We start from the raw sequence: 22610 nt of genomic DNA on the forward strand, positions 1-22610 counted from the left end.
GCGGAGTAACTTGTGATGCTGATAATCTTGTTGACTATCAGTCTGACTCCACAAGCACCCACACGAATTGCTTGATTCAGTTGTTAAAGAGCGGTGGTTAAGATCTTTCGTCTCAACCGAGGCGCGCATTCTACAGCAGCCTCTGTTGCTGTCAAGCGGTTATTTTCAGAAGTTTTCAAAGTTTCGCTTGGAAATCTTTAACAACTTCAACCACTTGCGCTTCCGATCTCTCGTTAGCGGGAGGCGAATTCTACAGCGTTACTCGCTGCTGTCAACACCTCTTTTTCTCCGCTTTCGACCGAGATGATCGAACCGTCAATAAGGCGAAAACACACTGCCTTACCAACTCCTTCTGGCCTCGATGAACTGAAGCGTAACCGCTGCCGAAAACTGCGTAACTCTTTGTTTGCCAAGGAGTTTTCCGTTTCGACTGCGCCGGAAGTGGGGCGAATTATAGACGTCCAGAATCTGCCGTCAACCTCTAATTACGCTTTTCTATCAATAACTTGCGGAACGCCGGAAAACTGCGCATTCCCCTCTATATAGGAGAGCAAAACCAGCCCTGCTATATAGAAGGAATGCTCAGAGCACTCCAGACGCCTTGAACCCAGCAACGACTCCGGCATCCAGACCCAACACCCGCTGCAGAACCTCCAGCGTGTGTTCACCCAACAAAGGAGGCGCACTACGGTACTCCACCGGAGTCTCGGACAGACGTATCGGGCTCGCAACCTGCGGCACCATCCCGGCCAAAGCATGGGGCAGCTCAATGGCCAACCCCCGCGCCTGAACCTGAGGATCGGCAAACATCTGAGCCAGATCATTGATCGGTCCGCATGGCACGCCTGCCTGCTCCAGCTGCACCACCCACTCAGCAGTAGTCTTGAACACGGTCGCCTGGCGAATCAGCGGAATCAATACTGCTCGGTTAGCCACCCGCAATTTGTTGGTCGCAAAACGCGGATCATCCGCCCACTGCGGCTGACCAGCCACCTGCGCAAACTTGCGGAACTGCCCATCATTACCCACAGTGAGGATGAAGTCGCCATCGGCTGTAGGAAAGTCCTGATAAGGCACGATATTCGGGTGAGCGTTGCCCAGGCGTTTAGGCGCAACGCCTGTAGTCAGGTAATTCATCGCCTGATTGGCCAGACAAGCCACCTGAACATCCAGCAATGCCATGTCTATATGCTGACCGCCACCGCCCTGATCCCGATGAGCCAAGGCCGCCAGGATCGCTACCGTTGAATAGAGCCCGGTCAAAATATCTGTCAGCGCCACACCGACTTTCACCGGGCCCGCGCCTTCATCTCCTTCGGGGCGACCGGTCAAACTCATCAGACCGCCCAAGCCCTGGATCATGAAGTCGTAACCCGCACGCTTGGCATACGGACCTGTCTGACCGAATCCAGTGATCGAGCAATAGATCAGCTTCGGATTAATCGCCTTGAGCGACTCATAGTCCAGCCCATAAGCCGCCAGGCCACCGACCTTGAAATTTTCAATGAGGATGTCCGACTTCGCCGCCAGCTCACGCACGAGCTGCTGCCCCTCTGGCCGCGTGAAGTCGATGGTCACTGATTGCTTATTGCGATTGGCGGCCAAGTAATAGGCCGCCTCGCTGGTGTTCTCGCCATAGGCATCTTTAAGGAACGGAGGCCCCCAGGCGCGCGTGTCATCGCCATTGCCCGGGCGCTCGACCTTGATGACTTCGGCGCCAAGGTCCGCCAGGATCTGCCCGGCCCAAGGCCCGGCAAGCACCCGCGATAAATCCAGTACCCTTAGATGCGAAAGCGCGCCCATGACCGTTCTCCTATTAATAGAACGCCTGAATGCCGGTCTGCGCACGACCGAGGATCAGTGCGTGGACGTCATGCGTACCTTCATAGGTATTCACCACTTCCAGATTGACCAGGTGCCGAGCGACACCGAACTCATCGGAGATACCGTTGCCGCCCAGCATGTCGCGCGCCATGCGAGCGATGTCCAGGGACTTGCCACAGGAGTTGCGCTTCATCATCGACGTAATCTCGACGGCAGCAGTGCCTTCATCCTTCATACGACCCAGACGCAGGCAGCCTTGCAGCGCCAGAGTGATTTCGGTCTGCATGTCAGCCAGCTTCTTCTGGATCAACTGTGTGGCCGCCAATGGACGACCAAACTGTTTACGATCCAGGGTGTACTGGCGAGCGGTGTGCCAGCAGAACTCGGCAGCGCCCAGTGCGCCCCAGGAAATGCCGTAACGCGCCGAGTTAAGGCAGGTAAAAGGACCTTTCAAACCACGGACATCCGGGAAGATGTTCTCTTCAGGGACAAACACGTTGTCCATGACGATCTCGCCGGTGATGGATGCACGCAGGCCAACCTTGCCGTGAATCGCTGGAGCGCTCAGACCTTTCCAGCCCTTCTCCAGAACAAAACCACGAATGTCGCCCGCGTCGTCCTTGCCCCAAACCACGAACACATCGGCGATCGGGCTGTTGGTGATCCACATTTTGCTGCCGGTGAGGCTGTAGCCGCCTTCCACTTTGCGTGCACGAGTAATCATCGCGCCCGGGTCGGAACCGTGGTCAGGCTCGGTCAGACCGAAGCAACCGATCCATTCACCCGAGGCCAGCTTCGGCAGGTACTTCTGCTTCTGTGCTTCGGTACCGAATTCGTTGATCGGCACCATGACCAGCGACGACTGCACGCTCATCATCGAGCGATAGCCGGAGTCGACACGCTCAACCTCGCGAGCAATCAGACCGTAGCTGACGTAATTCAGGCCGCTGCCACCGTATTGCTCAGGAATGGTCGCACCCAACAGACCCACTTCACCCATCTCGCGGAAGATCGCCGGGTCGGTCTTCTCATGACGGAAAGCTTCGAGAACGCGCGGCGCGAGCTTCTGCTGAGCGAACTGCTGAGCGGTGTCGCGAATCATGCGTTCTTCTTCAGTGAGCTGTTGATCCAGCAGCAGGGGATCGATCCAGTTGAAGCTAGCTTTACCGCCCATGAGTGAGTCCTCTCGAATCGGGTCAAATAACGTGGAGTGATCCTAGGCCGGGTTTGGCTTCACGACAAACGAGGATTTTGCATACTGTTGTGCTAATTTCTCACTCCGTAACGTCGCAAAAATAGCCTATATGCGATGTATTAGTGAGGTTGACGTACATGCGCAGGAAGATCCCCAGTACAACCGCCCTGATCAGTTTTGAAGCTGCAGCGCGCCACGAGAGCTTTACCAAGGCCGCCCAGGAACTTTCCCTCACGCAGGGAGCGATTTGCCGACAGATCGCCAGCCTTGAGGAGTTCCTCAGCGTCGAACTGTTCCGACGCTCGCGGCGCGGAGTGAAGCTGACGGAGGCCGGGCTTTCCTACAGCCGCCGAGTGGCCACCCAACTCGACGCGGTTGAACGCGATACTTTGTCAGTGATGGGCCAGCAAGGCGCCAACATGATCGAACTGGCGGTGGTGCCAACCTTCGGCACTCAATGGCTGCTGCCTCGACTCAAGGATTTTCAGCACAAACACCCGGAAGTGACGGTCAACCTCACCAATCGCACGCGCCCCTTCCTGTTTGCCGACACCGACTTCGACGCCGCGATCTATTTCGGCGACGCCGACTGGCCGGGTACCGAGTCCCACAGGCTAATGGGCGAAAATCCGATGCCGGTGTGCAGCCCCACGTTACTGGGAAAAAAAACCAATCTGACCCCCAGTGAAATCGCCGAACTGCCCCTGCTACAACAGACCACCCGCCCTTATGCCTGGCGCCAGTGGTTCAACTCTCAAAACCTGAATATCCCGCGAGACATGACAGGGCCGCGTTACGAGCTATTCTCCATGCTTGCTCAAGCTGCGATGCACGATATGGGGATCGCGCTGATTCCACCGTTCCTGATTCAGCGCGAATTAGCAGAGAAGCGTCTGGTGATTGCCAACGCCCAGGCACTATCGAGCATTAAGGCCTACTACCTGATGATTCCCGAGCGAAAGGTCGAATCAGCCTCTTTAAAGGCATTTCGCGATTGGCTGGTGAATCAGGCACAAAGCTACAGCCTAGAAGGATAAAGGCTCACACTTATTAGCTGACCCCGTAGTCAGGAAAACAAAAGCACTACAGATATAAGTATTTGTCGCATATTGGCAGACTGTACTGAGGAGTAGCACAAACGTCCTACAAAGGCCTGAATACGTGGCCTTGAGCCTCCATTGGAAGGCAATGACACCTCATTCACCGTGCCGATGTGTAAATTCTTGAATTTTGGACAGAATCCTCACAAGCCACGGCCTGCAAGGGATTGCACCGACCAGTGCGACATTCGGTCACGGGGTGACTTGTAGTTAATTTTCCGTCACCCGTCATAATCCCTTGAAGGGCACAAAGTTCGCCTGCAAAATGCCGCGCCCCGCCCTGATTTAGCGGGATCGTGCTGATCGGCCGCCCCAGCCGCACCATCCGAAGTGCCTGGGTTTACTCAATAAGATCACGCAGGAGATTTGACGTGCACATTGGTGTTCCTCTCGAAACCCAGACGGGTGAAACACGGGTTGCTGCAACCCCGGAAACCATCAAAAAGCTGATCGGCCAGGGTCATAAAGTCACTGTGCAAAGCGGCGCCGGCATCAATGCCAGCGTTGTCGACAGTGCTTATGAAGCGGCAGGCGCAACCATTGGCAGCGCCAATGATGCATTTGGCGCCGAGCTGATTCTCAAGGTGGTCGCCCCCAGCGACAGCGAACTGACGCTGATAAAAAGCGGCACCGTTGTGGTGGGCATGCTCAATCCGTTCAGCAATGAAACCATTGCCAAGCTGGCTGAGTGCGGCATTACCGCTTTCGCACTGGAGGCCGCGCCGCGCACCTCCCGCGCTCAGAGCCTGGATGTGTTGTCCTCCCAGGCGAACATCGCCGGCTATAAAGCCGTGTTGCTGGCTGCTCACTACTATCCACGCTTCATGCCGATGCTGATGACCGCTGCGGGCACCGTGAAAGCGGCGCGCGTGTTGATTCTTGGCGCTGGCGTAGCCGGTTTGCAGGCGATTGCCACGGCGAAACGTCTGGGTGCAGTCATCGAAGCGTCCGACGTGCGTCCTGCCGTGAAGGAACAGATCGAATCTCTGGGTGCGAAATTCGTCGATGTGCCGTACGAAACCGATGAAGAGCGCGAATGCGCCGTCGGTGTCGGCGGTTACGCACGCCCCATGCCGGCCAGCTGGATGCAGCGCCAGGCCTTGGCCGTGCACGAACGCGCCAAGCAGGCTGACATCGTCATTACTACTGCACTGATCCCGGGCCGCAAGGCGCCGACGCTATTGAGCGCGGAAACCGTGGCGCAGATGAAGCCAGGCTCCGTGGTCATCGACCTCGCGGCCGCTCAGGGCGGTAACTGCCCGCTGACCGTGGCTGATCAGGTGGTCGTCGAGAATGGCGTGACCATTTGCGGCCCGACCAATCTGGCCGGCGCCGTCGCGGCCGACGCTTCGGCGCTGTACGCGCGCAACCTGCTGGACTTCCTGAAGCTGGTCTTCAACAAAGAAGGCCAGTTTGAAGTGAACCTCGAAGACGACATCGTCGCCGCGTGCCTGATGTGCCGCGACGGCCAAGTCATCCGCAAAAACGCCTAAGCAGGGATTCAGACGATGGAAGAGCTTATCTCCCCCGGTATCTACAACCTGATCATCTTCGTGCTGGCGATTTATGTCGGTTATCACGTGGTATGGAACGTTACACCTGCACTGCATACGCCGTTGATGGCGGTGACCAACGCCATTTCGGCGATTGTGATCGTCGGCGCCATGCTGGCGGCAGCTTTGACCGTAACCCCACTGGGCAAGACCATGGGCACCCTGGCGGTGGCTCTGGCGGCAGTGAACGTGTTCGGTGGCTTCCTGGTAACGCGTCGCATGCTTGAGATGTTCAAGAAAAAAGCCCCGAAAGCCGTAAAAGAAGAGGCGCCCAAGTAATGAGCATGAATCTGGTAACGACGCTCTACCTGATCGCGTCGATCTGCTTCATCCAGGCCCTCAAAGGCCTGTCGCACCCAACCACATCACGGCGCGGCAATGTCTACGGCATGCTCGGCATGGCGTTGGCGATCCTCACCACGGTCGGCCTCATTTATAAGCTGGGTGCAGAGCTTGCTACTGCGGGCATCGGTTACGTCATCGTCGGTCTGCTGGTCGGCGGCACCGCCGGTTCGATCATGGCCAAGCGCGTTGAAATGACCAAGATGCCGGAACTGGTCGCCTTCATGCACAGCATGATCGGTATGGCCGCAGTGTTCATCGCCATCGCGGCGGTGGTCGAGCCGCAATCGCTGGGCATCGTCAAGGAACTGGGGGATTCGATTCCTGCCGGTAACCGCCTGGAGCTGTTCCTCGGCGCTGCCATCGGTGCAATCACCTTCTCTGGTTCGGTGATCGCGTTCGGCAAGCTGTCGGGCAAGTACAAGTTCCGCCTGTTCCAGGGCGCACCAGTACAGTTCAGCGGTCAGCACAAGCTGAACCTGCTGCTGGGTCTGGCGACGCTGGCACTGGGCGTCACCTTCATGCTGACCGGCAATCTAAGCGCGTTTGCTCTGATGCTGGCCCTGGCCTTCGTGATGGGCGTGCTGATCATCATCCCGATTGGCGGTGCAGACATGCCCGTCGTGGTGTCGATGCTCAACAGCTACTCCGGCTGGGCAGCAGCGGGTATCGGCTTTTCGCTGAACAACTCGATGCTGATTATTGCCGGCTCGCTGGTGGGCTCAAGCGGTGCGATCCTCTCGTACATTATGTGCAAGGCGATGAACCGTTCGTTCTTCAACGTGCTGCTCGGCGGTTTCGGCAACACAGCAGATGCCGCTGGCCCGGCAGGCTCGAAAGAAGCCCGCCCGGTGAAATCCGGTTCGGCTGACGACGCTACCTTCCTGCTGACCAACGCCGACACCGTGATCATCGTTCCGGGCTATGGCCTGGCGGTGGCTCGCGCGCAGCACGCGCTGAAAGAACTGACCGAGAAACTGACTCACCGCGGCGTGACCGTGAAGTATGCGATTCACCCGGTTGCCGGTCGGATGCCTGGGCACATGAACGTATTGCTGGCCGAGGCCGAAGTGCCTTACGACCAGGTGTTCGAGATGGAAGACATCAACTCCGAGTTCGGTCAGGCCGACGTGGTGCTGGTACTGGGTGCCAACGACGTGGTTAACCCGGCGGCCAAGAACGATCCGAAATCGCCGATTGCCGGCATGCCGATTCTCGAAGCGTTCAAAGCCAAGACCATCATCGTCAACAAGCGTTCGATGGCCAGCGGCTATGCCGGTCTGGACAACGAACTGTTCTACCTGGACAAGACCATGATGGTTTTCGGCGACGCCAAGAAAGTCATCGAAGACATGGTCAAAGCCGTCGAGTAATCCCCTTCGGCAACCTGAAACGCCCCGACTCGTCGGGGCGTTTTTGTTTGTGGCTGTTACCGATCCTGTAACGGTGTTTTGTCTGAAAGACCCAGAATAGACGCCTCGAATGCGACCTTGGTAGCGGGACGCAGGCTCATCAAATTCACTAGACTGCACACCTTGCTTCCGTTGCCCCGAGAAAACAATTATGTACCGTGACCGTATTCGCTTGCCTTCGTTGTTGGACAAGGTGATGAGCGCCGCCGACGCTGCCGCTCTGATTCAGGACGGCATGACCGTCGGCATGAGCGGCTTTACCCGAGCCGGCGAAGCCAAGGCTGTGCCTCATGCCCTGGCCGAGCGCGCCAAGGTCACACCACTGAAAATCACCCTGATGACCGGTGCCAGCCTGGGCAACGACCTCGACAAACAACTGACTGAAGCCGGCGTACTGTCGCGACGCATGCCGTTCCAGGTGGACAGCACCCTGCGCAAGGCGATCAATGCCGGCGAAGTCATGTTCATCGACCAGCACCTGTCGGAAACCGTAGAGCTACTGCGTAACCAACAACTCAAGCTACCGGACATCGCGGTGATCGAAGCCGTGGCAATCACCGAGCAGGGCCATATCGTGCCGACCACCTCGGTAGGCAACTCGGCCAGTTTCGCGATTTTCGCCAAGCACGTGATCGTCGAGATCAACCTGGCTCACAACCCGAATCTCGAAGGCCTGCACGACATCTATATCCCGACCTACCGGCCGACCCGCACCCCGATTCCGCTGGTGAAGGTCGACGACCGCATCGGCAGTACCGCCATCCCGATACCGCCAGAAAAAATCGTCGCAATCGTGATCACCAACCAGTCCGACTCGCCGTCCACTGTCTTGCCGCCGGACAGCGACACACAGGCCATCGCTGACCACCTGATCGATTTCTTCAAACAAGAAGTGGCTGCCGGTCGCATGACCAACAAGCTCGGACCGTTGCAAGCCGGTATCGGCACTATCGCCAATTCGGTGATGTGCGGCTTGATCGACTCGCCGTTTGAAGACCTGACCATGTACTCCGAAGTGCTGCAGGATTCGACTTTCGATCTGATCGACGCCGGCAAGCTGAGCTTTGCGTCGGGCAGCTCGATCACTCTGTCGAGCCGGCGCAATGCCGATGTGTTCGGGAATCTGGAGCACTATAAGGACAAGCTGGTCCTGCGCCCCCAGGAAATCTCGAACCATCCCGAAGTGGTGCGACGCCTGGGCATCATTGGCATCAACACCGCGCTGGAGTTCGACCTGTACGGTAATGTCAACTCCACCCACGTCTGCGGCACGCGGATGATGAATGGCATCGGCGGCTCCGGCGATTTCGCGCGCAATGCGCACTTGGCGATCTTTGTCACCAAGTCGATTGCCAAGGGTGGCGCGATTTCCAGCGTGGTCCCCATGGTCAGCCACGTCGACCACACAGAACATGACGTCGACATTCTCGTGACCGAGATAGGCCTGGCCGACTTGCGTGGCCTGGCCCCGCGTGAGCGCGCCCGTGTCATCATCGACAACTGCGTTCACCCGGACTATCGACCAGCCTTGAATGACTACTTCACTGCCGCTTGCGCAGTCGGCGGGCATACCCCGCACATCCTGCGTGATGCCCTGAGTTGGCACATAAACCTGGAAGAAACCGGGCGCATGCTGGCGGTGTAATTGATACAGATTGCAGCTGACGCAAACACAGTTTCGTTAGCTCGCGGTGATAACACTCAGCATCGTCAAAAACTGTACTGCTGTACCGGTCTTTTCCTACGGCATTTGCCTACCTTTTACTAAGAAAGGATCAAAAATGCATCATATTGGTGCGGACAAGTACAGTTGCCTCAATTTAGACCAGTACACTGCCGTTTAACAGTTAACTGGTCTCTCACAATACAGGTGAACTGTATCTACAGAGACTGGCCAAACGAGAGGATCATTGGCATCAGTTAAACCACTACCTAATCCCGCCATAAGCGGAAGGATGTCAACCATGGAACGTACACTCAGTTCCGAACTGTTCTTCGAAGATACTGCTGCAAAAACCCAGGCTTCCATGCCTCTGCGCGTTATCGCCAACCTGATGCTGTGGCAGCGCCGCATCTCCAGCCGCCATCAACTGGCTCGTCTGGATTCGCGTCTGCTGGCTGACGCCGGGATTAGCGAAGCACAACGCTACGAAGAGCTGAGCAAGCCGTTCTGGCGCTAAGTTAGCGTCGCTGGCTCTGATCCTCCGGATCCACCGCCAGCACCCCGAATTGAACAAACAAAACCCGTCGTGGGAAACCACGACGGGTTTTGTCGTTTTGGTGCGTTCACATTGGGCCGTACAGAAGAGATAACCCTAAACAGGTACAGTTTATACATTTAACAAATTGAACCAGTACAATTTCATCGGAGTGTGTCTGTGCCCGCAGGCGTACGGGGGTCACCATTGAATCCCGACAAGTTGGCAAAAGGACCGCGTCCATGAATAACTTACTAAATGTTTCCATCGTCACACCGCAAGCGAAGCCCCGCTTGGCCAGGCTTCGAGGATTGCTGAGAGCGTTCGCCGACAGCCTGGAAAGGGCTCGCACCCGACGGTTACTGGGCCAACTCAATGATCAACAGCTCTCGGACTTGGGCATCAGCCATGCAGACCGCATCCATGAAGTGGACAAACCGTTCTGGCGCTAGCGTTCTCCATTAACAGACGGGACTGTTCTAACCGAGGTGCACAGGCCTAATATCCAGATAGAACGTGGCGATCGCTTTACGACAGGCGTCTGATCCTGAGCCACTTCTAAATCGGTCTATCCAAAGGAGCTACCCCATGTCCCGTCTTCGTTTGCTCAGCGCTGCCGCCCTGCTTGCCGTTGCTGCCAATTCCCACGCCACCAGCTTTATCGTGACCACCGATTCCATTGTCGGTGGACTGAAGGCGTCCTCTGACGCAACGTCGGATGTCTCGTCCTCCTTTCGCGACGACAAAATCGTCCGTGCAGCCCGTGACGATGCCGCTAGCTTCGTCGCCAGTGAAGGCGCCATTCGTGGTGTGAAACTGGAAAGTGCTCTCGACCATATCCGCCAACAGGCTCCACAACTGAATGCGACCGACGCACAGCTGGCCCAGGCCATCCTGACGATCTAAGCGACAGCTCTGAAGCGGGGCACGCCCTAATGCTGATCAGTTAAACGCAACCCGTGTGGGAGCGGGCTTGCTCGCGAAGGCGTCGCACATCCAACATTGATGTCGCCTGACAGACCGCTTTCGCGAGCAAGCCCGCTCCTACAGGTGTCCCAATGTTTCGGCGCTGGCTCTAGCCCGGGCATTGCGCTAGCCTTGGGACTCGCTTTTAGCTATCGAGTCTCATGCGTTTTCTTTCAAGTATTTCGATCACTGCGGTTTTTCTTGCGGCTTGCTGGTCGGGTTCGGCCCATGCCTTCGATGCTTTCAACCTGTCTACGCAAGGCACCGTGGCCAGTGGTTATGCCACCAGCATGGTGACCTCCGCACCCTTCGACCATAAACTGCTGATCGCCGCCCGGGATGACGCTGCCGCGTTCATTGCCAGTGACGGTCAACTGCGAGGATCACAACTGGAGGCCGCGTTGATTTACCTGCGCCGGACCCAGCCAAAACTTCACGCCAGCGACCTTGAACTGGCGCAAGCAATTCTCGTCCAATAGTTATCCCTTGTTCCTCCGGAGTCGTTCCATGCGTAGCCCGCTGATTGCTGCCACCCTTGGCCTGCTGTTGTTGGCCAATGTGGCCCAGGCGCAAACCCTGGTAGCCACCAGTAACATCATCATTCGTGCATCCGAACGCACGCTTGATTTCACTTCCGACACCACCACGTCCATCCGCGATTCGAAGATCGTCCGTGAAGCCCACGACGATGCAGCCAGTTTCGTCGCCAGCGAGGGTGAAATCCGTGGTGCGCACCTGGAAGCGGCCTTCGACACCTTGCGCACTCGCGTTCCGGAAGCCCGCGACGCCAGTGATCAGGTTCTCGCCGAAGCCATTCTCGCACTGTGAAGTCACTCGGCGCCTGGCTGCTGGCCGGGGTTGTGTTGCTGCTTGGCAACACAGCTCAGGCCAGCCTGCAATTACGGCTCAAGACCGACGGTCTGAGCCCCGCACAACAGCAGGCCAGTCAGGCGCTGCTTGATGAAGCCATGCAGGCGTTACCGCCACGCTTCATCGAGCAACTGGACCGGCGCATTGATGTCGGCTGGACCGACGACATGCCGAGCGATGCCTACGGCCAGGCGTCGCTGGTGTCCGAGCTGGACCTTAATCGCAACCTGCTCGCCAGCCTCACCAACGGCAGTGCCGCGACCCAAAAAACGTATCGTCCCCACGGTACCGTGCGCCGGGAAATGCTCGCCACGGTGTTGCACGAACTCACCCACATTTATGACCGTGCGCGCCTGTGGCCAGCCGCCGAGCGCACGCTGATCCAGCGTTGCACGCAACGTAACAGCAGCTCCGGGCTGATCGGCATCCCCGATCAATGCCGTGGGCAGACGGAGAGACGCTGGACCCTCAGCGATGACCCTCGTCTGCTGGATTTGGCCGGCTGGCCGCAATACGTCGGTCGGCGCGGCGAGCGCGAACAGCACAACCGACAGATTGCGCGCAGCCCGGACATCTACGAGACGAGCAGCCCGAAGGAGTTCGTCGCGGTCAACATGGAGTACTTCCTTCTCGACCCAAGCTATGCCTGCCGTCGTCCTGCGCTGTATCGCTACTACAAAGAACATTTCGGTTGGGCGCCCGCCGCCAAAGACACATGCGCCCAATCATTCGCCTTCCTCAATGCGGGTAACGACTTCGCCAAGCAGCCCTTGGGCCAAGTCGATCCGGAGCGGGTTTACGCGGTTGACTATCTTCTGGCCGAAGCCAACCAGAACTGGGTCAGCCGCTGGGGCCACAGCATGCTGCGACTGGTGATCTGTGCACCGGGTCGGCCTCGCGGGCCGGATTGTCGACTGGATCTGGATCAGCATCTGGTGCTGTCCTACCGCGCCTTCGTCGGTGACTTACAGCTGTCGAGCTGGGATGGACTGGTGGGTAAATATCCGTCGCGCCTGTTTGTCTTGCCGCTGGCCCAGGTGATCGACGAATACACCAAGACCGAACTGCGCAGCCTCGCATCGGTGCCGCTGAACCTGTCACACAGCGAGATCGAAGACGTGGTGGAACACGCCGCGGAGATGCACTGGAGTTACGACGGCAACTATTTTTTCCTGTCCAACAACTGCGCAGTAGAAGGCCTGAAATTACTGCGCAGCAGCACCAACAATGCGCAACTGGTCGGCCTCGACAGCATCATGCCCAACGGCTTGCTGGAAGTGCTCAAGGGCCGTGGATTGGCAAACACCAGCGTGCTGGATGATCCCCGCGAAGCACTGCGCCTGGGCTATCGCTTTGACTCCTTCCGCGAGCGTTATCAAGCGATGTTCGAAGTGCTGAAAAAGCATTTGCCGATCAAGCAGGACAAGGTCGAGGACTGGCTGTCCTTGAAAGCTGAAGAGCGCCGCAAATGGATTGATCAGGCTGATTTGCGCACCAGTGCGGCGTTACTGCTGCTGGAGCAGGCCAGTTTCCGTCAGCAGATGGTGCTGGCCCAGGACGAAGTGAAGCAACGTTATCTGGGTGCTCGGGAACTGAAGAATGGCGGCATGGATAAGGCCAATGCGACCTTGCAGGAGATTCTCGCCAACAGCGGCTTCCTCAGCCGTCCGGCCGAACTGCTCGGCACCGGTGGTTATGGTTTGCCGCAAGCGAACGAGTGGACGCGTCTGGAGTCGGAAAGCAACCTGCGCCAGAAGCAGCTGCAAGCGCTGACCGGGGATCTCGACAAGGAAGTGAGAGCGTTGCTCGAGCCGAGTCGTGCCGCCGAAATGGCCGCCAACGAAGCCAACCTGAAGCAGGTTGGCGAACATTTGCGCAAGCTGCACAAGGCCGCGGGTGGGTTGGAGTTGCCCTGAAAGCAAAAGATCGCAGCCTTCGGCAGCTCCTACAGGGGAATGCGATACCTCTGTAGGAGCTGCCGAAGGCGGCGATCTTTTTGTGGGCTCCAGAACGTAGTTCTGAAGCCCTCGGTCTTACTGTTTAGTCTGTGCCGCGAGACTCTAATTCCGCTGTATGAGGAACTTTACCTTCAGCTGACCCGTGCTTTACGCACGCCTTCGGACAAGGCTGCGCACAAGCTGAGTACGCCCTCCACAGCCTGATCCGGCGTCGAGGCATTGGCGATGTGATCGATCAATGCCGACCCCACCACCACACCGTCGGCCAGACGCGCGATGGACGCCGCTTGCTCTGGAGTACGGATACCAAAACCGATGCTGATCGGCAGATCAGTATGGCGACGCAGACGGGTGACCGCTTCTTCGACATGTTCCAGAGTCGCCGCACCCGCACCGGTCACACCCGCCACCGACACGTAGTAAACAAAGCCGGAACTGCCGTTCAATACAGTCGGCAAGCGCACGTCATCAGTCGTCGGAGTGGTCAGGCGAATGAAGTCCAGGCCCGCCGCCTGTGCCGGGTCGCACAGCTCGCCATTATGCTCGGGCGGCAAGTCGACCACGATCAGGCCATCGACACCGGCCTCTTTGGCTTCAGCGATGAAACGTGGCACGCCGTACATGTGAATCGGGTTGAAGTAACCCATCAGCACCAGCGGAGTCTCGCTATTGCCTTCGCGGAACTCGCGAACCATTTGCAGGGTTTTCGCCAGGTTTTGTTTGGCGCCCAAGGCACGAATGTTGGCCAGTTGAATCGCCGGGCCATCGGCCATTGGATCGGTGAAGGGCATGCCCAACTCGATCACGTCGGCACCCGCTCCCGGCAAGCCTTTGAGGATCGCCAGAGACGTGTCGTAGCTCGGATCGCCGGCGGTCACAAAGGTCACCAGGGCGGCGCGGTTCTGTTCCTTGAGTTCGGCAAAACGCGTTTGCAGGCGGCTCATCAGTGTTTCTCCTGCTTGGATTGCTCTTGTTGAGAGTGTTCCATGTGGTGCATCACAGTCTGCATGTCTTTGTCGCCACGCCCGGACAGGTTGACCACCATCAGGTGATCTTTCGGCAGCGTCGGTGCGCGTTTGAACACTTCGGCCAGGGCATGGGCGCTTTCCAGTGCAGGAATAATCCCTTCCAGGCGGCAGCATTTGTGGAATGCGTCGAGGGCTTCGTCGTCGGTCACCGAGGTGTACTGGACGCGGCCGATGTCATGCAACCAGGCGTGTTCCGGGCCAATGCCTGGATAGTCGAGACCGGCGGAGATCGAATGAGCGTCGATAATCTGGCCGTCGTCGTCCTGCAACAGGAAGGTACGGTTGCCGTGCAGTACACCCGGTACGCCGCCGTTCAGGCTGGCCGCGTGCTTGCCGGTTTCGATGCCGTAACCGGCGGCTTCAACGCCGATGATCTCGACGCTCTTGTCATCGAGGAACGGGTGGAACAGGCCCATGGCGTTGGAACCACCACCGATGCACGCCACCAGGCTGTCGGGCAGACGGCCTTCCTGGGCTTGCAACTGCTCGCGGGTTTCCTTGCCGATCACAGCCTGGAAGTCACGTACCATGGCGGGATACGGGTGCGGGCCGGCGACGGTGCCGATCAGGTAAAAGGTGCTATCGACGTTGGTGACCCAGTCACGCAGGGCTTCGTTCATCGCATCTTTGAGGGTGCCGGTGCCGGCGACCACCGGGATCACTTCAGCGCCCAGCAGCTTCATGCGAAACACGTTGGCTTGCTGACGTTCGATGTCAGTGGTGCCCATGTAGATCACGCAATCGAGGCCGAAACGCGCAGCCACGGTAGCGGTCGCCACGCCGTGCATGCCAGCGCCGGTCTCGGCAATGATGCGTTTCTTGCCCATGCGCCGCGCCAGCAGGATCTGGCCGATGCAGTTGTTGATCTTGTGCGCGCCGGTGTGGTTCAGCTCTTCGCGCTTGAGGTAAATCTTCGCGCCGCCGCAGAACTCTGTCAGACGCTCGGCGAAATACAGTGGGCTTGGACGTCCGACGTAATCACGCTGGAAGTAGGCCAATTCTTCTTTGAACGCCGGATCTTCCTTGGCCGCTTCGTATTCGCGGGCCAGATCGAGGATCAACGGCATCAGGGTTTCGGCGACGTAACGGCCACCGAACGCGCCGAACAGGCCGTTGGCGTCGGGGCCGTTGCGCAGGTTAGTCTGGGTCATGGGTCGCTCCAGTTGTATTCGAGAGGTGACGATGGGGTTCACTCTACCCCTGACATCCCGCACTGAAAACCGATAAGATCGCCGCAACCTGTCAGAAAAACTCACAGATACCATGAGCCACGACCTTCCTCCGCTGAACGCCCTTCGCGCCTTCGAAGCCACTGCCCGCCTGAACAGCGTCAGTCAGGCCGCCGAACAGCTGCACGTCACTCATGGTGCGGTCAGCCGACAGCTCAAGGTACTGGAAGAACACCTCGGCGTGAGCCTGTTCATCAAGGATGGGCGCGGCCTGAAACTCACAGATGCCGGTGTCCGTTTGCGCGATGTCAGCGGTGAAGCCTTCGAGCGATTGCGCAGCGTTTGCGCCGAACTGACCCAAAGCACCGCCGATGCACCGTTCGTGCTCGGCTGCTCGGGCAGCCTGCTGGCGCGCTGGTTCATTCCGCGTTTGGGGCGGCTCAATGCGGATCTGCCGGATCTGCGTTTGCACCTGTCGGCTGGCGAAGGCGATCTCGATCCACGGCGGCCCGGCCTGGACGCTTTGCTGGTGTTTGCCGAGCCGCCATGGCCGGCGGACATGCAAGTTTATGAACTGGCCAGCGAACGCATCGGCCCGGTCATGAGCCCACGATTCGTCGGCTACGAAAGGCTGCAGAGCGCACCGGCAAACGCCCTGCTGACCGAACCCTTGCTGCATACCACCTCACGTCCGCAAGCCTGGCCGAGTTGGGCACAGCAAAGCGGCCTCGACGGCAAGGCGCTGAAGTATGGTCAGGGGTTCGAGCATTTGTATTATTTGCTGGAGGCGGCAGTGGCCGGGCTGGGTGTAGCCATCGCGCCCGAGCCGCTGGTGGCCGAGGATTTGAAAGCCGGTCGCCTGGTTGCGCCATGGGGTTTCTGTGAAACCCCGGCGCAACTGGCGTTGTGGCTACCCAAGCGCGCCGCGGACGGGCGCGCTCGGCAATTGGCGCAGTGGCTTAAAAACGAACTGCGTCAGGCACCTTAATTACCGCGCTTGCACAGCAGATAGGCCGCCAGAAGACCCAGCGCACCGACTGCGACACCGGCTGTAGCCCAAGGGTGTTCCTGGGCGTAGTCACGTGTCGCGATCCCGGTTTCACGGGTTTTGACCTTGACCTCTTCATAGGCATCGGAGAGCAGATGACGCGAATGCTTCAGCGCGTTTTCGGCGTTGATTTTCAGCGTTTTAAGGGTTTTACGCGATTCGTCCGAGGCGTCGTCCTTCAGGCTTTCCAACGATTTCAGCAGACTCTCGATCTCGGCTTCCATGCTTTGCAATGAGGCTTTACGTAACGAGGTGTTGGCCATGGTGAATCTCCTGCATTGTTTGAGTTGCGTGTGTTGGTTGGGACTTCAGGGGTTTGAGAAAGTGCAGTAAATCTGAAATCCCCCTCGGATTGGTCGACAGAAGAAATAAGAAAAATCACTGCTAGGCTGTAATTCACACCCTTAGGAGAACGCCATGACTGACCATCACACCTACAAGAAAGTCGAGCTGGTTGGCTCATCCACCACCAGCATTGAAGACGCCATCAACAATGCCCTGGCCGAAGCCAACAAGAGTCTGAAGTACATGGAATGGTTCGAAGTGACCGAAACCCGCGGGCACATCAAGGACGGCAAAGCGGCACACTTCCAGGTGACGCTTAAAGTCGGATTCCGGATTGCCAGTAGCTGAGCTTAAGCCAGTCTTCTGAACTTGCGCGCCGGCCGAATGCCATAGGGAATGGCAAAGCGCTAAGTGGAGAGTGCATCCGGCCGATAGCTGGATGCGCTCCCCCTATTGATCCGACCAGGGAGTGCAACCCATGAAGAAGTTTATTTTGGCGATAGGTTTGTTGAGCCTTGCGGGAACAGCCTTTGCCCAAGGCAAGTCGTGCGACGAGCTGAAAGCCGAAATCTCAGCGAAACTGGATGCCAAGGGCGTTTCCAATTACACACTGGAGATCGTCGATAAAGGCGCTGCTGCTGACGGAAAAGTCGTTGGCACCTGTGAAAAAGGCTCCAGGCAAATCGTCTACAAACAGGGCTGACCGCCCTCGAAAATGAAAAAGCCGACGCAATGGCGTCGGCTTTTTTGTGGCTGCAGTTTGCGCCTCAGCCCTTCATGACCTGCGCCAACAACTCATAGGAATGCACGCGATCGGCATGTTCGTACAGGTCACAGGTAAAAATCAGCTCATCGGCCTGCGTCTGTTCGATCAGCACTTCCAGCTTGGCGCGAATTTTCTGCGGGCTGCCGACCATGGCAAGGCCAAGGAAATCACCGACCGCTTCTTTCTCATGAGGCAGCCACAGACCGTCCATGGTCTTCACTGGCGGACGTTGCACCAGGCTCTGGCCACGCATCAACGCGAGAATCCGCTGGTAGACCGAAGTGGCCAGGTAATCGGCCTGCTCATCAGTGTCTGCAGCCACCAGTGGCACGCCGAGCATCACGTAAGGCTTATCCAAAACCGCTGAAGGCTTGAAGTGGTTGCGGTAGACGCGAATCGCCTCATGCATGAAACGCGGTGCGAAATGTGAAGCGAAGGCGTAGGGCAAACCGCGCTCACCCGCCAACTGCGCACTGAACAGGCTCGAACCCAACAACCAGATCGGGACATTCGTGCCGGTACCCGGCATGGCAATGATCCGCTGGTCTGGCGTACGTGGGCCGAGGTAGCGCATCAGTTCAGTCACGTCTTGCGGGAAGTCATCGGCACTGCCGGAGCGCTCACGGCGCAAGGCGCGAGCGGTCATTTGATCGGATCCAGGCGCGCGACCCAGGCCCAGATCGATCCGTCCCGGGTACAGACTTTCAAGGGTGCCGAACTGCTCGGCGATCACCAGTGGCGCGTGGTTGGGCAGCATCACGCCCCCCGACCCGACACGAATGGTCGAAGTGCCGCCAGCCAGATAGCCCAGCAGGACCGAGGTCGCCGAACTGGCGATCCCGTCCATGTTGTGGTGCTCGGCGACCCAGAAGCGGTTGTAGCCGAATTTTTCGACGTGCCGCGCCAGATCCAAAGAATTGTGCAGGGACTGGGCCGCACTGCCGTTCTCCCGCACGGGCACCAGATCCAGGGTCGAGAACTTGATATCGGATAGTCGTTTCATGAACCTGCTTCTCCAATGGGTAAGCAGGTTTTTTCACGAACGAAAACCTGCCGAGTCTATAAGCGTGTTCTATGCAATGAGGGCATATACCCGAGTTTCAATAGGAGAGACAAAAATCCTACGCGATTAGAGGACCGATCAGATGAGGTGAACTTTGCCTGACGGTCTATCCTCAGAACCCTGGTAACCGAAAACCACGAAGGCGCGACGTTTCGCGCCGGATCTTGAGGAGGCAGACATGGCTATCACAAAGAAAGCATCGGCTCATTGGGAAGGTGATCTGAAAACCGGTATCGGCTCGATTTCCACGGAAACCGGCGTCCTCAGAGAAGCCCCCTACGGCTTCAAGGCCCGTTTCGAAGGGGGTAAAGGCACCAATCCGGAAGAGCTGATCGGCGCGGCTCACGCGGGCTGTTTCTCCATGGCGTTTTCAATGATTCTCGGCGATGCCGGCCTCAAGGCCGACAGTATCGACACCAATGCCGAGGTTACCCTGGACCAGGTAGACGGTGGCTTTGCAATCACCGCGGTAAAGCTGATTCTCAAGGCGAAAATCCCCGGGGCGACCCAGGCGCAATTCGAGGAACTGAGCAATAAAGCCAAAGAAGGCTGCCCGGTGTCCAAAGTGTTGAATGCGAAAATCAGTCTGGATGCGACGTTGGTCAGCTGATAACAATGGGTTGATACGCTAGCTGAGATCGCAGCCTTCGCGGGCTCCCTTGCGCAGGTTGCGGTCTTTTTTTGTCCTGAAACATAACCTGACAGACAAAACTGTGGTCGAATAAATGACAGCAGCTTCAGCGCATCACCATGCGCGCTGCCTTAAGGGAGCTTCAACCATGAAACGTTTTGCCTTGGCGGTTATCTGTTGCACGCTGGCCACATCGGCCCTCGCGGCACCGAAATCCTGTGAGGAACTCAAGGCCGAGATCGAAGCCAAGATCCAGGCCAATAACGTCTCGTCCTACACCCTGGAAATCGTCACCAACGACGAAGTGCACGATCAGAACATGGTCGTCGGTTCATGCGAAGGCGGAACCAAGAAAATCATCTACCAAAAAAATGACCGTTGATTCGTCTCACATGACGCAGTTGGCCAGCCGATCTTCGGCGACAATTTCCCGCTTGGCATTGTAGAGCCGGGCGCTGGGGGTGAACGCTATAGAACGCGCTTCCAGCAGGTAACGCTGGCCGGCCTCGAAATGGTCGTAATTGATGGTCAGGTAGCACAGCCGCTCCAGCGGAGCATTCATCAAGCCTGAGCCACCACCAAACACTTCAAAATCGAAACGCACTCTCAGTTCATGGCTACCCGGGGTGACCTGAAAGTAGCGCCCATCGCTCAGCCGCTGGTTGTCCAGCCGATCGGCCATCAGCAGTTTCCCGCCGGGGCTCGGCGTAGCGAAGTCGACCCAGGCCATCTGCGGATCGACCGCCGGCAACGGACTCGTGCAACCGACAAAGGCGCCTGCAGCGAGCAACAGCAACAACCTGCGCATGATGAATTTCCCAAGGACTGATAATTCAGCATAGCGTCGATCAAGTACGTTGGCAGCCTGCCGGTGTGCCCTGTCCAATCACTTTTCGCTGTTGATCATAGAGCTTCGCCCACGGCCGAAAGCCGATATACCCCGCTTGCAGCTGATATCGCTGACCGGCGTTGAAGTCCTTGAATTTCACATTCAACTGGCAGTCGCGCCACAGCGGCTCGGCGTCAGGGCCAATGTTGGTCGGCTGGACTGCGAACAAGTAGCGAACCGTCAGCTCATGGCTACCCGGCTGCACCTCGAAGTAGCGCTTATCGATGGAAGCCTTGTCATCGACTTCCACCGCTTGCAGCGCGGTGTCTTCCTGCCGTGTATCCAGATCGATCCATGCCTGTGAAGGATCAGGGGTGGGTAGTCCAGCACAACCGGCCAGCATCAGCAGGCCTCCCGTCAGCATCAACTTGCGCATAGCGGAGCTCCAATAGGCGGGATAGTCTTGCGGGCAGACTTTCCAGGGATGTTTTTATTTTGATCAGGCCGCGTCCAAGCCTTGGGTTACTTGATCGCGTTTTACGCATTTTGTTTCCGGGGATGTTTCTTTTGTTATTGAACGGCTGCACCAGCATCAGCTATTACGGCCAATTGGCCAGTGGTCAGCTGCACTTGCTGCGGGCACGGGAGCCGGTTGCCAGTGTGATTGCCGATCCCGGTCGCGATCAGCAATTGCGCGCCCATCTGGCCCAATCACAAAAGGCCCGGACATTCGCCAGCCAGCGCTTGCACCTGCCGGACAACCAGAGCTATCGCCTGTATGCCGACATCGACCGACCGTTTGTAGTCTGGAACGTCTTTGCCACGCCGGAGTTTTCGCTGAAGCCGCACAACCATTGCTTCCCCATCGCTGGCTGCGTCGCCTATCGCGGGTATTACAGCCAGAGTGCTGCCCGCGGTGAGGCCGCTTTGCAACGATTGCAAGGTATGGACGTGTCGATTGGCGGCGTCGAGGCCTATTCGACGCTCGGTTGGTTCAACGACCCGATCATGAGCTCAATGATGGGTTGGGGCGACGAACGGTTGGCCACGCTGATTTTCCACGAACTCGCCCATCAACGTTTTTATGTGAAAGACGACACCGAGTTCAACGAGTCCTTCGCCACCTTCGTCGAGCAGGAGGGCACTCGTCAATGGCGTGCATTCCGTGGCCTGCCACCGGATAACCGAGCGTTGGAGCAGCAACGCGATCAGTTCATCCAATTGGTTCTGGACACCCGCAAGAGGCTGGAGCAGCTATACGCCTTGCCACTGCCTGCCGAGCAAATGCGCGAGCGCAAAGCAGCAGAGTTCGAACAATTGCGCCGTGAATACCGGACGCTACGCGACAGCCAATGGGCCGGGAACAAACGCTACGATGCCTGGATCAACACCCCGATGAACAACGCCCGGCTGCTCCCGTTTGGTTTGTATGACCAATGGGTACCGGCGTTTGCCGCATTGTTTAAACAGGTCGATGGGGATTGGATGAGGTTTTATGCGGCGGTGGAGAAATTGGGCGCGTTACCGGTTGGGGAGCGTAAGGCGGCGTTGAACGTGTTGGCCGGATCAGCGAGTCCCGGTGGCTGAGCGGGCCTCTTCGCGGGCAAGCCCGCTCCCACATTAGATCGGAGTATGCCAATGCCCTTTGGCCAGACATAAAACCCTGTGGGAGCGAGGCTTGCCCGCGAAGGCAATTCAACTAACGCTGCAAAAACGCCTGATGCATCTGCTCCAGCGTCTCGAAGTGATACGCCGGTGCTTCGGCGCTCAACTCTTCCCGGCTGCCAAACCCATAACCCACCGCTGCCGCGTCCAGTCCATTGCTCCGAGCGCCGATCAGATCGTGTTTACGGTCGCCAATCATCAGGGTATTGGCCGGGTCCAGGCCTTCTTCACTCATCAAGTGCGCAATCAGCTCGACCTTGTTGGTCCGCGTGCCATCCAGCTCACTGCCGTAAATCACTTTGAAATGCCTGGCGAAGTCGAAGTGCCGGGCGATTTCCCGGGCGAAAACCCATGGCTTGGAAGTCGCGATGTACAGCTGTCGCCCTTGCTCACCGAGGGTTTCCAGCAGCGGCGTGACGCCGTCGAACACGCGGTTTTCATACAGACCGGTGACCTTGAAGCGCTCGCGATAGAAATTCACCGCTTCCCACGCCTTGGGCTCGTCGAAGTCGTAGAACTGCATGAACGCCTGCAACAATGGCGGGCCTATGAAATGTTCAAGCCTTGTCAGGTCCGGTTCATCGATCCCTAGTTTGCTCAGGGCGAACTGGATGGAGCGGGTGATGCCTTCACGCGGGTCGGTCAGCGTGCCATCGAGGTCGAACAGTACGGTTTGGTAATGCATGAAAATTCCTGGGCAATAGGGAG

The 22610-nt window shown here is 57.8% G+C and carries 26 protein-coding genes; 17 read left to right on the forward strand and 9 right to left on the reverse strand.

From position 1 onward, the window contains the following. Positions 1-582: 582 nt before the first annotated feature. A complete protein-coding gene (locus ACQKPC_RS27790) occupies positions 583-1803 on the reverse strand; it encodes a CaiB/BaiF CoA transferase family protein (protein WP_401173660.1) in 1221 nt (406 codons plus the stop codon). 13 nt (positions 1804-1816) lie between these two features. Next, positions 1817-2998, reverse strand: coding sequence for an acyl-CoA dehydrogenase (locus ACQKPC_RS27795; protein ID WP_030129615.1), 1182 nt, complete (start codon positions 2996-2998; stop codon positions 1817-1819). Between the two features lie 158 nt (positions 2999-3156). Here ACQKPC_RS27795 and ACQKPC_RS27800 point away from each other — a divergent pair, with 158 nt between their 5' ends. The 11 genes from ACQKPC_RS27800 to ACQKPC_RS27850 all read left to right on the forward strand — a co-directional run bounded on the left by ACQKPC_RS27800 (position 3157) and on the right by ACQKPC_RS27850 (position 13376). Beyond that, positions 3157-4056: a LysR family transcriptional regulator gene (locus ACQKPC_RS27800; RefSeq protein ID WP_427627797.1), complete on the forward strand. Its 900-nt coding sequence runs from the start codon at positions 3157-3159 to the stop codon at positions 4054-4056. Between the two features lie 434 nt (positions 4057-4490). Beyond that, positions 4491-5612 (forward strand): Re/Si-specific NAD(P)(+) transhydrogenase subunit alpha, encoded by a 1122-nt coding sequence (locus ACQKPC_RS27805; RefSeq protein ID WP_123358427.1) that lies wholly within the window; start codon positions 4491-4493, stop codon positions 5610-5612. 15 nt (positions 5613-5627) lie between these two features. After that, a complete protein-coding gene (locus ACQKPC_RS27810; RefSeq protein ID WP_003187010.1) occupies positions 5628-5951 on the forward strand; it encodes an NAD(P) transhydrogenase subunit alpha in 324 nt (107 codons plus the stop codon). Continuing rightward, entirely contained in the window at positions 5951-7387 is a 1437-nt protein-coding gene (locus ACQKPC_RS27815) for an NAD(P)(+) transhydrogenase (Re/Si-specific) subunit beta (RefSeq protein ID WP_063341974.1), read from the forward strand. The genes ACQKPC_RS27810 and ACQKPC_RS27815 overlap by 1 nt, the downstream gene beginning before the upstream one ends. 190 nt (positions 7388-7577) lie before the next feature. Then, entirely contained in the window at positions 7578-9071 is a 1494-nt protein-coding gene (locus tag ACQKPC_RS27820) for an acetyl-CoA hydrolase/transferase family protein (protein WP_007902745.1), read from the forward strand. Between the two features lie 319 nt (positions 9072-9390). Continuing rightward, the gene (locus ACQKPC_RS27825; protein ID WP_007902752.1) at positions 9391-9606 is read left to right on the forward strand and encodes a DUF1127 domain-containing protein; all 216 of its coding nucleotides are present in this window, start codon (positions 9391-9393) and stop codon (positions 9604-9606) included. 260 nt (positions 9607-9866) lie between these two features. Further along, entirely contained in the window at positions 9867-10076 is a 210-nt protein-coding gene (locus ACQKPC_RS27830) for a DUF1127 domain-containing protein (RefSeq protein ID WP_427627801.1), read from the forward strand. 136 nt (positions 10077-10212) lie between these two features. Then, entirely contained in the window at positions 10213-10530 is a 318-nt protein-coding gene (locus ACQKPC_RS27835) for a DUF2388 domain-containing protein (protein ID WP_008067730.1), read from the forward strand. 221 nt (positions 10531-10751) lie between these two features. Continuing rightward, the gene (locus ACQKPC_RS27840) at positions 10752-11069 is read left to right on the forward strand and encodes a DUF2388 domain-containing protein (protein WP_007902758.1); all 318 of its coding nucleotides are present in this window, start codon (positions 10752-10754) and stop codon (positions 11067-11069) included. Between the two features lie 28 nt (positions 11070-11097). After that, on the forward strand, positions 11098-11418 hold the full coding sequence (locus ACQKPC_RS27845) for a DUF2388 domain-containing protein (protein ID WP_007902760.1): 321 nt from the start codon (positions 11098-11100) through the stop codon (positions 11416-11418). After that, the gene (locus ACQKPC_RS27850; protein WP_427627803.1) at positions 11415-13376 is read left to right on the forward strand and encodes a DUF4105 domain-containing protein; all 1962 of its coding nucleotides are present in this window, start codon (positions 11415-11417) and stop codon (positions 13374-13376) included. The genes ACQKPC_RS27845 and ACQKPC_RS27850 overlap by 4 nt, the downstream gene beginning before the upstream one ends. A 173-nt stretch (positions 13377-13549) precedes the next feature. Here ACQKPC_RS27850 and trpA read toward each other — a convergent pair whose 3' ends face one another. Further along, positions 13550-14362 (reverse strand): tryptophan synthase subunit alpha, encoded by an 813-nt coding sequence (trpA, locus tag ACQKPC_RS27855; protein WP_192345250.1) that lies wholly within the window; start codon positions 14360-14362, stop codon positions 13550-13552. Continuing rightward, positions 14362-15597: a tryptophan synthase subunit beta gene (trpB, locus tag ACQKPC_RS27860; protein ID WP_007902766.1), complete on the reverse strand. Its 1236-nt coding sequence runs from the start codon at positions 15595-15597 to the stop codon at positions 14362-14364. Before trpB ends, trpA begins: the two co-directional genes overlap by 1 nt. A gap of 112 nt (positions 15598-15709) precedes the next feature. Here trpB and ACQKPC_RS27865 point away from each other — a divergent pair, with 112 nt between their 5' ends. Then, positions 15710-16603, forward strand: a complete 894-nt coding sequence (locus tag ACQKPC_RS27865) for a LysR family transcriptional regulator (protein WP_427627806.1) — start codon at positions 15710-15712, stop codon at positions 16601-16603. Here the strand turns inward: ACQKPC_RS27865 and ACQKPC_RS27870 are convergent. Continuing rightward, on the reverse strand, positions 16600-16926 hold the full coding sequence (locus ACQKPC_RS27870; RefSeq protein WP_427627808.1) for a DUF883 family protein: 327 nt from the start codon (positions 16924-16926) through the stop codon (positions 16600-16602). The two genes, ACQKPC_RS27865 and ACQKPC_RS27870, sit on opposite strands and share 4 nt — an antisense overlap. Before the next feature lie 154 nt (positions 16927-17080). Here ACQKPC_RS27870 and ACQKPC_RS27875 point away from each other — a divergent pair, with 154 nt between their 5' ends. Together ACQKPC_RS27875 and ACQKPC_RS27880 are read left to right on the forward strand one after the other, a co-directional pair. Then, positions 17081-17296: a dodecin gene (locus tag ACQKPC_RS27875; protein WP_007902773.1), complete on the forward strand. Its 216-nt coding sequence runs from the start codon at positions 17081-17083 to the stop codon at positions 17294-17296. A gap of 130 nt (positions 17297-17426) precedes the next feature. Then, positions 17427-17651: a DUF1161 domain-containing protein gene (locus tag ACQKPC_RS27880; RefSeq protein WP_030129628.1), complete on the forward strand. Its 225-nt coding sequence runs from the start codon at positions 17427-17429 to the stop codon at positions 17649-17651. Between the two features lie 64 nt (positions 17652-17715). Here the strand turns inward: ACQKPC_RS27880 and ACQKPC_RS27885 are convergent, their stop codons facing one another. Next, complete coding sequence (locus tag ACQKPC_RS27885; RefSeq protein ID WP_427627810.1) at positions 17716-18717, reverse strand: LLM class flavin-dependent oxidoreductase; 1002 nt, start codon at positions 18715-18717, stop codon at positions 17716-17718. A 238-nt stretch (positions 18718-18955) separates the two neighbouring features. On the opposite strand from ACQKPC_RS27885, the gene ACQKPC_RS27890 reads away from it, so the two are divergent. Further along, positions 18956-19387 (forward strand): OsmC family protein, encoded by a 432-nt coding sequence (locus ACQKPC_RS27890; RefSeq protein WP_008152515.1) that lies wholly within the window; start codon positions 18956-18958, stop codon positions 19385-19387. A 169-nt stretch (positions 19388-19556) separates the two neighbouring features. Next, the gene (locus ACQKPC_RS27895; RefSeq protein WP_048397315.1) at positions 19557-19790 is read left to right on the forward strand and encodes a DUF1161 domain-containing protein; all 234 of its coding nucleotides are present in this window, start codon (positions 19557-19559) and stop codon (positions 19788-19790) included. A gap of 6 nt (positions 19791-19796) precedes the next feature. On the opposite strand, the gene ACQKPC_RS27900 is transcribed toward ACQKPC_RS27895, so the two are convergent. Beyond that, complete coding sequence (locus ACQKPC_RS27900) at positions 19797-20216, reverse strand: hypothetical protein (protein WP_218395806.1); 420 nt, start codon at positions 20214-20216, stop codon at positions 19797-19799. 40 nt (positions 20217-20256) lie between these two features. Continuing rightward, a complete protein-coding gene (locus tag ACQKPC_RS27905) occupies positions 20257-20673 on the reverse strand; it encodes a hypothetical protein (RefSeq protein WP_427627812.1) in 417 nt (138 codons plus the stop codon). Between the two features lie 59 nt (positions 20674-20732). Between ACQKPC_RS27905 and ACQKPC_RS27910 the strand changes: the two genes are divergently transcribed. Further along, the gene (locus tag ACQKPC_RS27910; protein WP_427627813.1) at positions 20733-21824 is read left to right on the forward strand and encodes an aminopeptidase; all 1092 of its coding nucleotides are present in this window, start codon (positions 20733-20735) and stop codon (positions 21822-21824) included. Between the two features lie 112 nt (positions 21825-21936). On the opposite strand, the gene ACQKPC_RS27915 is transcribed toward ACQKPC_RS27910, so the two are convergent. Beyond that, positions 21937-22587 carry an HAD family hydrolase gene (locus tag ACQKPC_RS27915; RefSeq protein ID WP_427627815.1) on the reverse strand — a complete coding sequence of 217 codons (651 nt, stop codon included), beginning with the start codon at positions 22585-22587 and terminating at the stop codon, positions 21937-21939. Positions 22588-22610: the final 23 nt, after the last annotated feature.

The organism is Pseudomonas sp. NPDC089918 (assembly GCF_050280605.1).
Taxonomy (GTDB): domain Bacteria; phylum Pseudomonadota; class Gammaproteobacteria; order Pseudomonadales; family Pseudomonadaceae; genus Aquipseudomonas.

Coding starts and splice junctions, on each gene's coding strand:
- ACQKPC_RS27795 (WP_030129615.1), bottom strand. CDS start 2,998: ATGGGCGGTAAAGCTAGCTTCAACTGGATCGATCCCCTGCTGCTGGAT.
- ACQKPC_RS27840 (WP_007902758.1), top strand. CDS start 10,752: ATGCGTTTTCTTTCAAGTATTTCGATCACTGCGGTTTTTCTTGCGGCT.
- ACQKPC_RS27915 (WP_427627815.1), bottom strand. CDS start 22,587: ATGCATTACCAAACCGTACTGTTCGACCTCGATGGCACGCTGACCGAC.
- ACQKPC_RS27885 (WP_427627810.1), bottom strand. CDS start 18,717: ATGAAACGACTATCCGATATCAAGTTCTCGACCCTGGATCTGGTGCCC.
- ACQKPC_RS27880 (WP_030129628.1), top strand. CDS start 17,427: ATGAAGAAGTTTATTTTGGCGATAGGTTTGTTGAGCCTTGCGGGAACA.
- ACQKPC_RS27790 (WP_401173660.1), bottom strand. CDS start 1,803: ATGGGCGCGCTTTCGCATCTAAGGGTACTGGATTTATCGCGGGTGCTT.
- ACQKPC_RS27815 (WP_063341974.1), top strand. CDS start 5,951: ATGAGCATGAATCTGGTAACGACGCTCTACCTGATCGCGTCGATCTGC.
- ACQKPC_RS27890 (WP_008152515.1), top strand. CDS start 18,956: ATGGCTATCACAAAGAAAGCATCGGCTCATTGGGAAGGTGATCTGAAA.
- ACQKPC_RS27905 (WP_427627812.1), bottom strand. CDS start 20,673: ATGCGCAAGTTGATGCTGACGGGAGGCCTGCTGATGCTGGCCGGTTGT.
- ACQKPC_RS27865 (WP_427627806.1), top strand. CDS start 15,710: ATGAGCCACGACCTTCCTCCGCTGAACGCCCTTCGCGCCTTCGAAGCC.
- ACQKPC_RS27800 (WP_427627797.1), top strand. CDS start 3,157: ATGCGCAGGAAGATCCCCAGTACAACCGCCCTGATCAGTTTTGAAGCT.
- trpB (WP_007902766.1), bottom strand. CDS start 15,597: ATGACCCAGACTAACCTGCGCAACGGCCCCGACGCCAACGGCCTGTTC.
- ACQKPC_RS27900 (WP_218395806.1), bottom strand. CDS start 20,216: ATGCGCAGGTTGTTGCTGTTGCTCGCTGCAGGCGCCTTTGTCGGTTGC.
- ACQKPC_RS27875 (WP_007902773.1), top strand. CDS start 17,081: ATGACTGACCATCACACCTACAAGAAAGTCGAGCTGGTTGGCTCATCC.
- trpA (WP_192345250.1), bottom strand. CDS start 14,362: ATGAGCCGCCTGCAAACGCGTTTTGCCGAACTCAAGGAACAGAACCGC.
- ACQKPC_RS27870 (WP_427627808.1), bottom strand. CDS start 16,926: ATGGCCAACACCTCGTTACGTAAAGCCTCATTGCAAAGCATGGAAGCC.
- ACQKPC_RS27830 (WP_427627801.1), top strand. CDS start 9,867: ATGAATAACTTACTAAATGTTTCCATCGTCACACCGCAAGCGAAGCCC.
- ACQKPC_RS27820 (WP_007902745.1), top strand. CDS start 7,578: ATGTACCGTGACCGTATTCGCTTGCCTTCGTTGTTGGACAAGGTGATG.
- ACQKPC_RS27835 (WP_008067730.1), top strand. CDS start 10,213: ATGTCCCGTCTTCGTTTGCTCAGCGCTGCCGCCCTGCTTGCCGTTGCT.
- ACQKPC_RS27895 (WP_048397315.1), top strand. CDS start 19,557: ATGAAACGTTTTGCCTTGGCGGTTATCTGTTGCACGCTGGCCACATCG.
- ACQKPC_RS27825 (WP_007902752.1), top strand. CDS start 9,391: ATGGAACGTACACTCAGTTCCGAACTGTTCTTCGAAGATACTGCTGCA.
- ACQKPC_RS27845 (WP_007902760.1), top strand. CDS start 11,098: ATGCGTAGCCCGCTGATTGCTGCCACCCTTGGCCTGCTGTTGTTGGCC.
- ACQKPC_RS27810 (WP_003187010.1), top strand. CDS start 5,628: ATGGAAGAGCTTATCTCCCCCGGTATCTACAACCTGATCATCTTCGTG.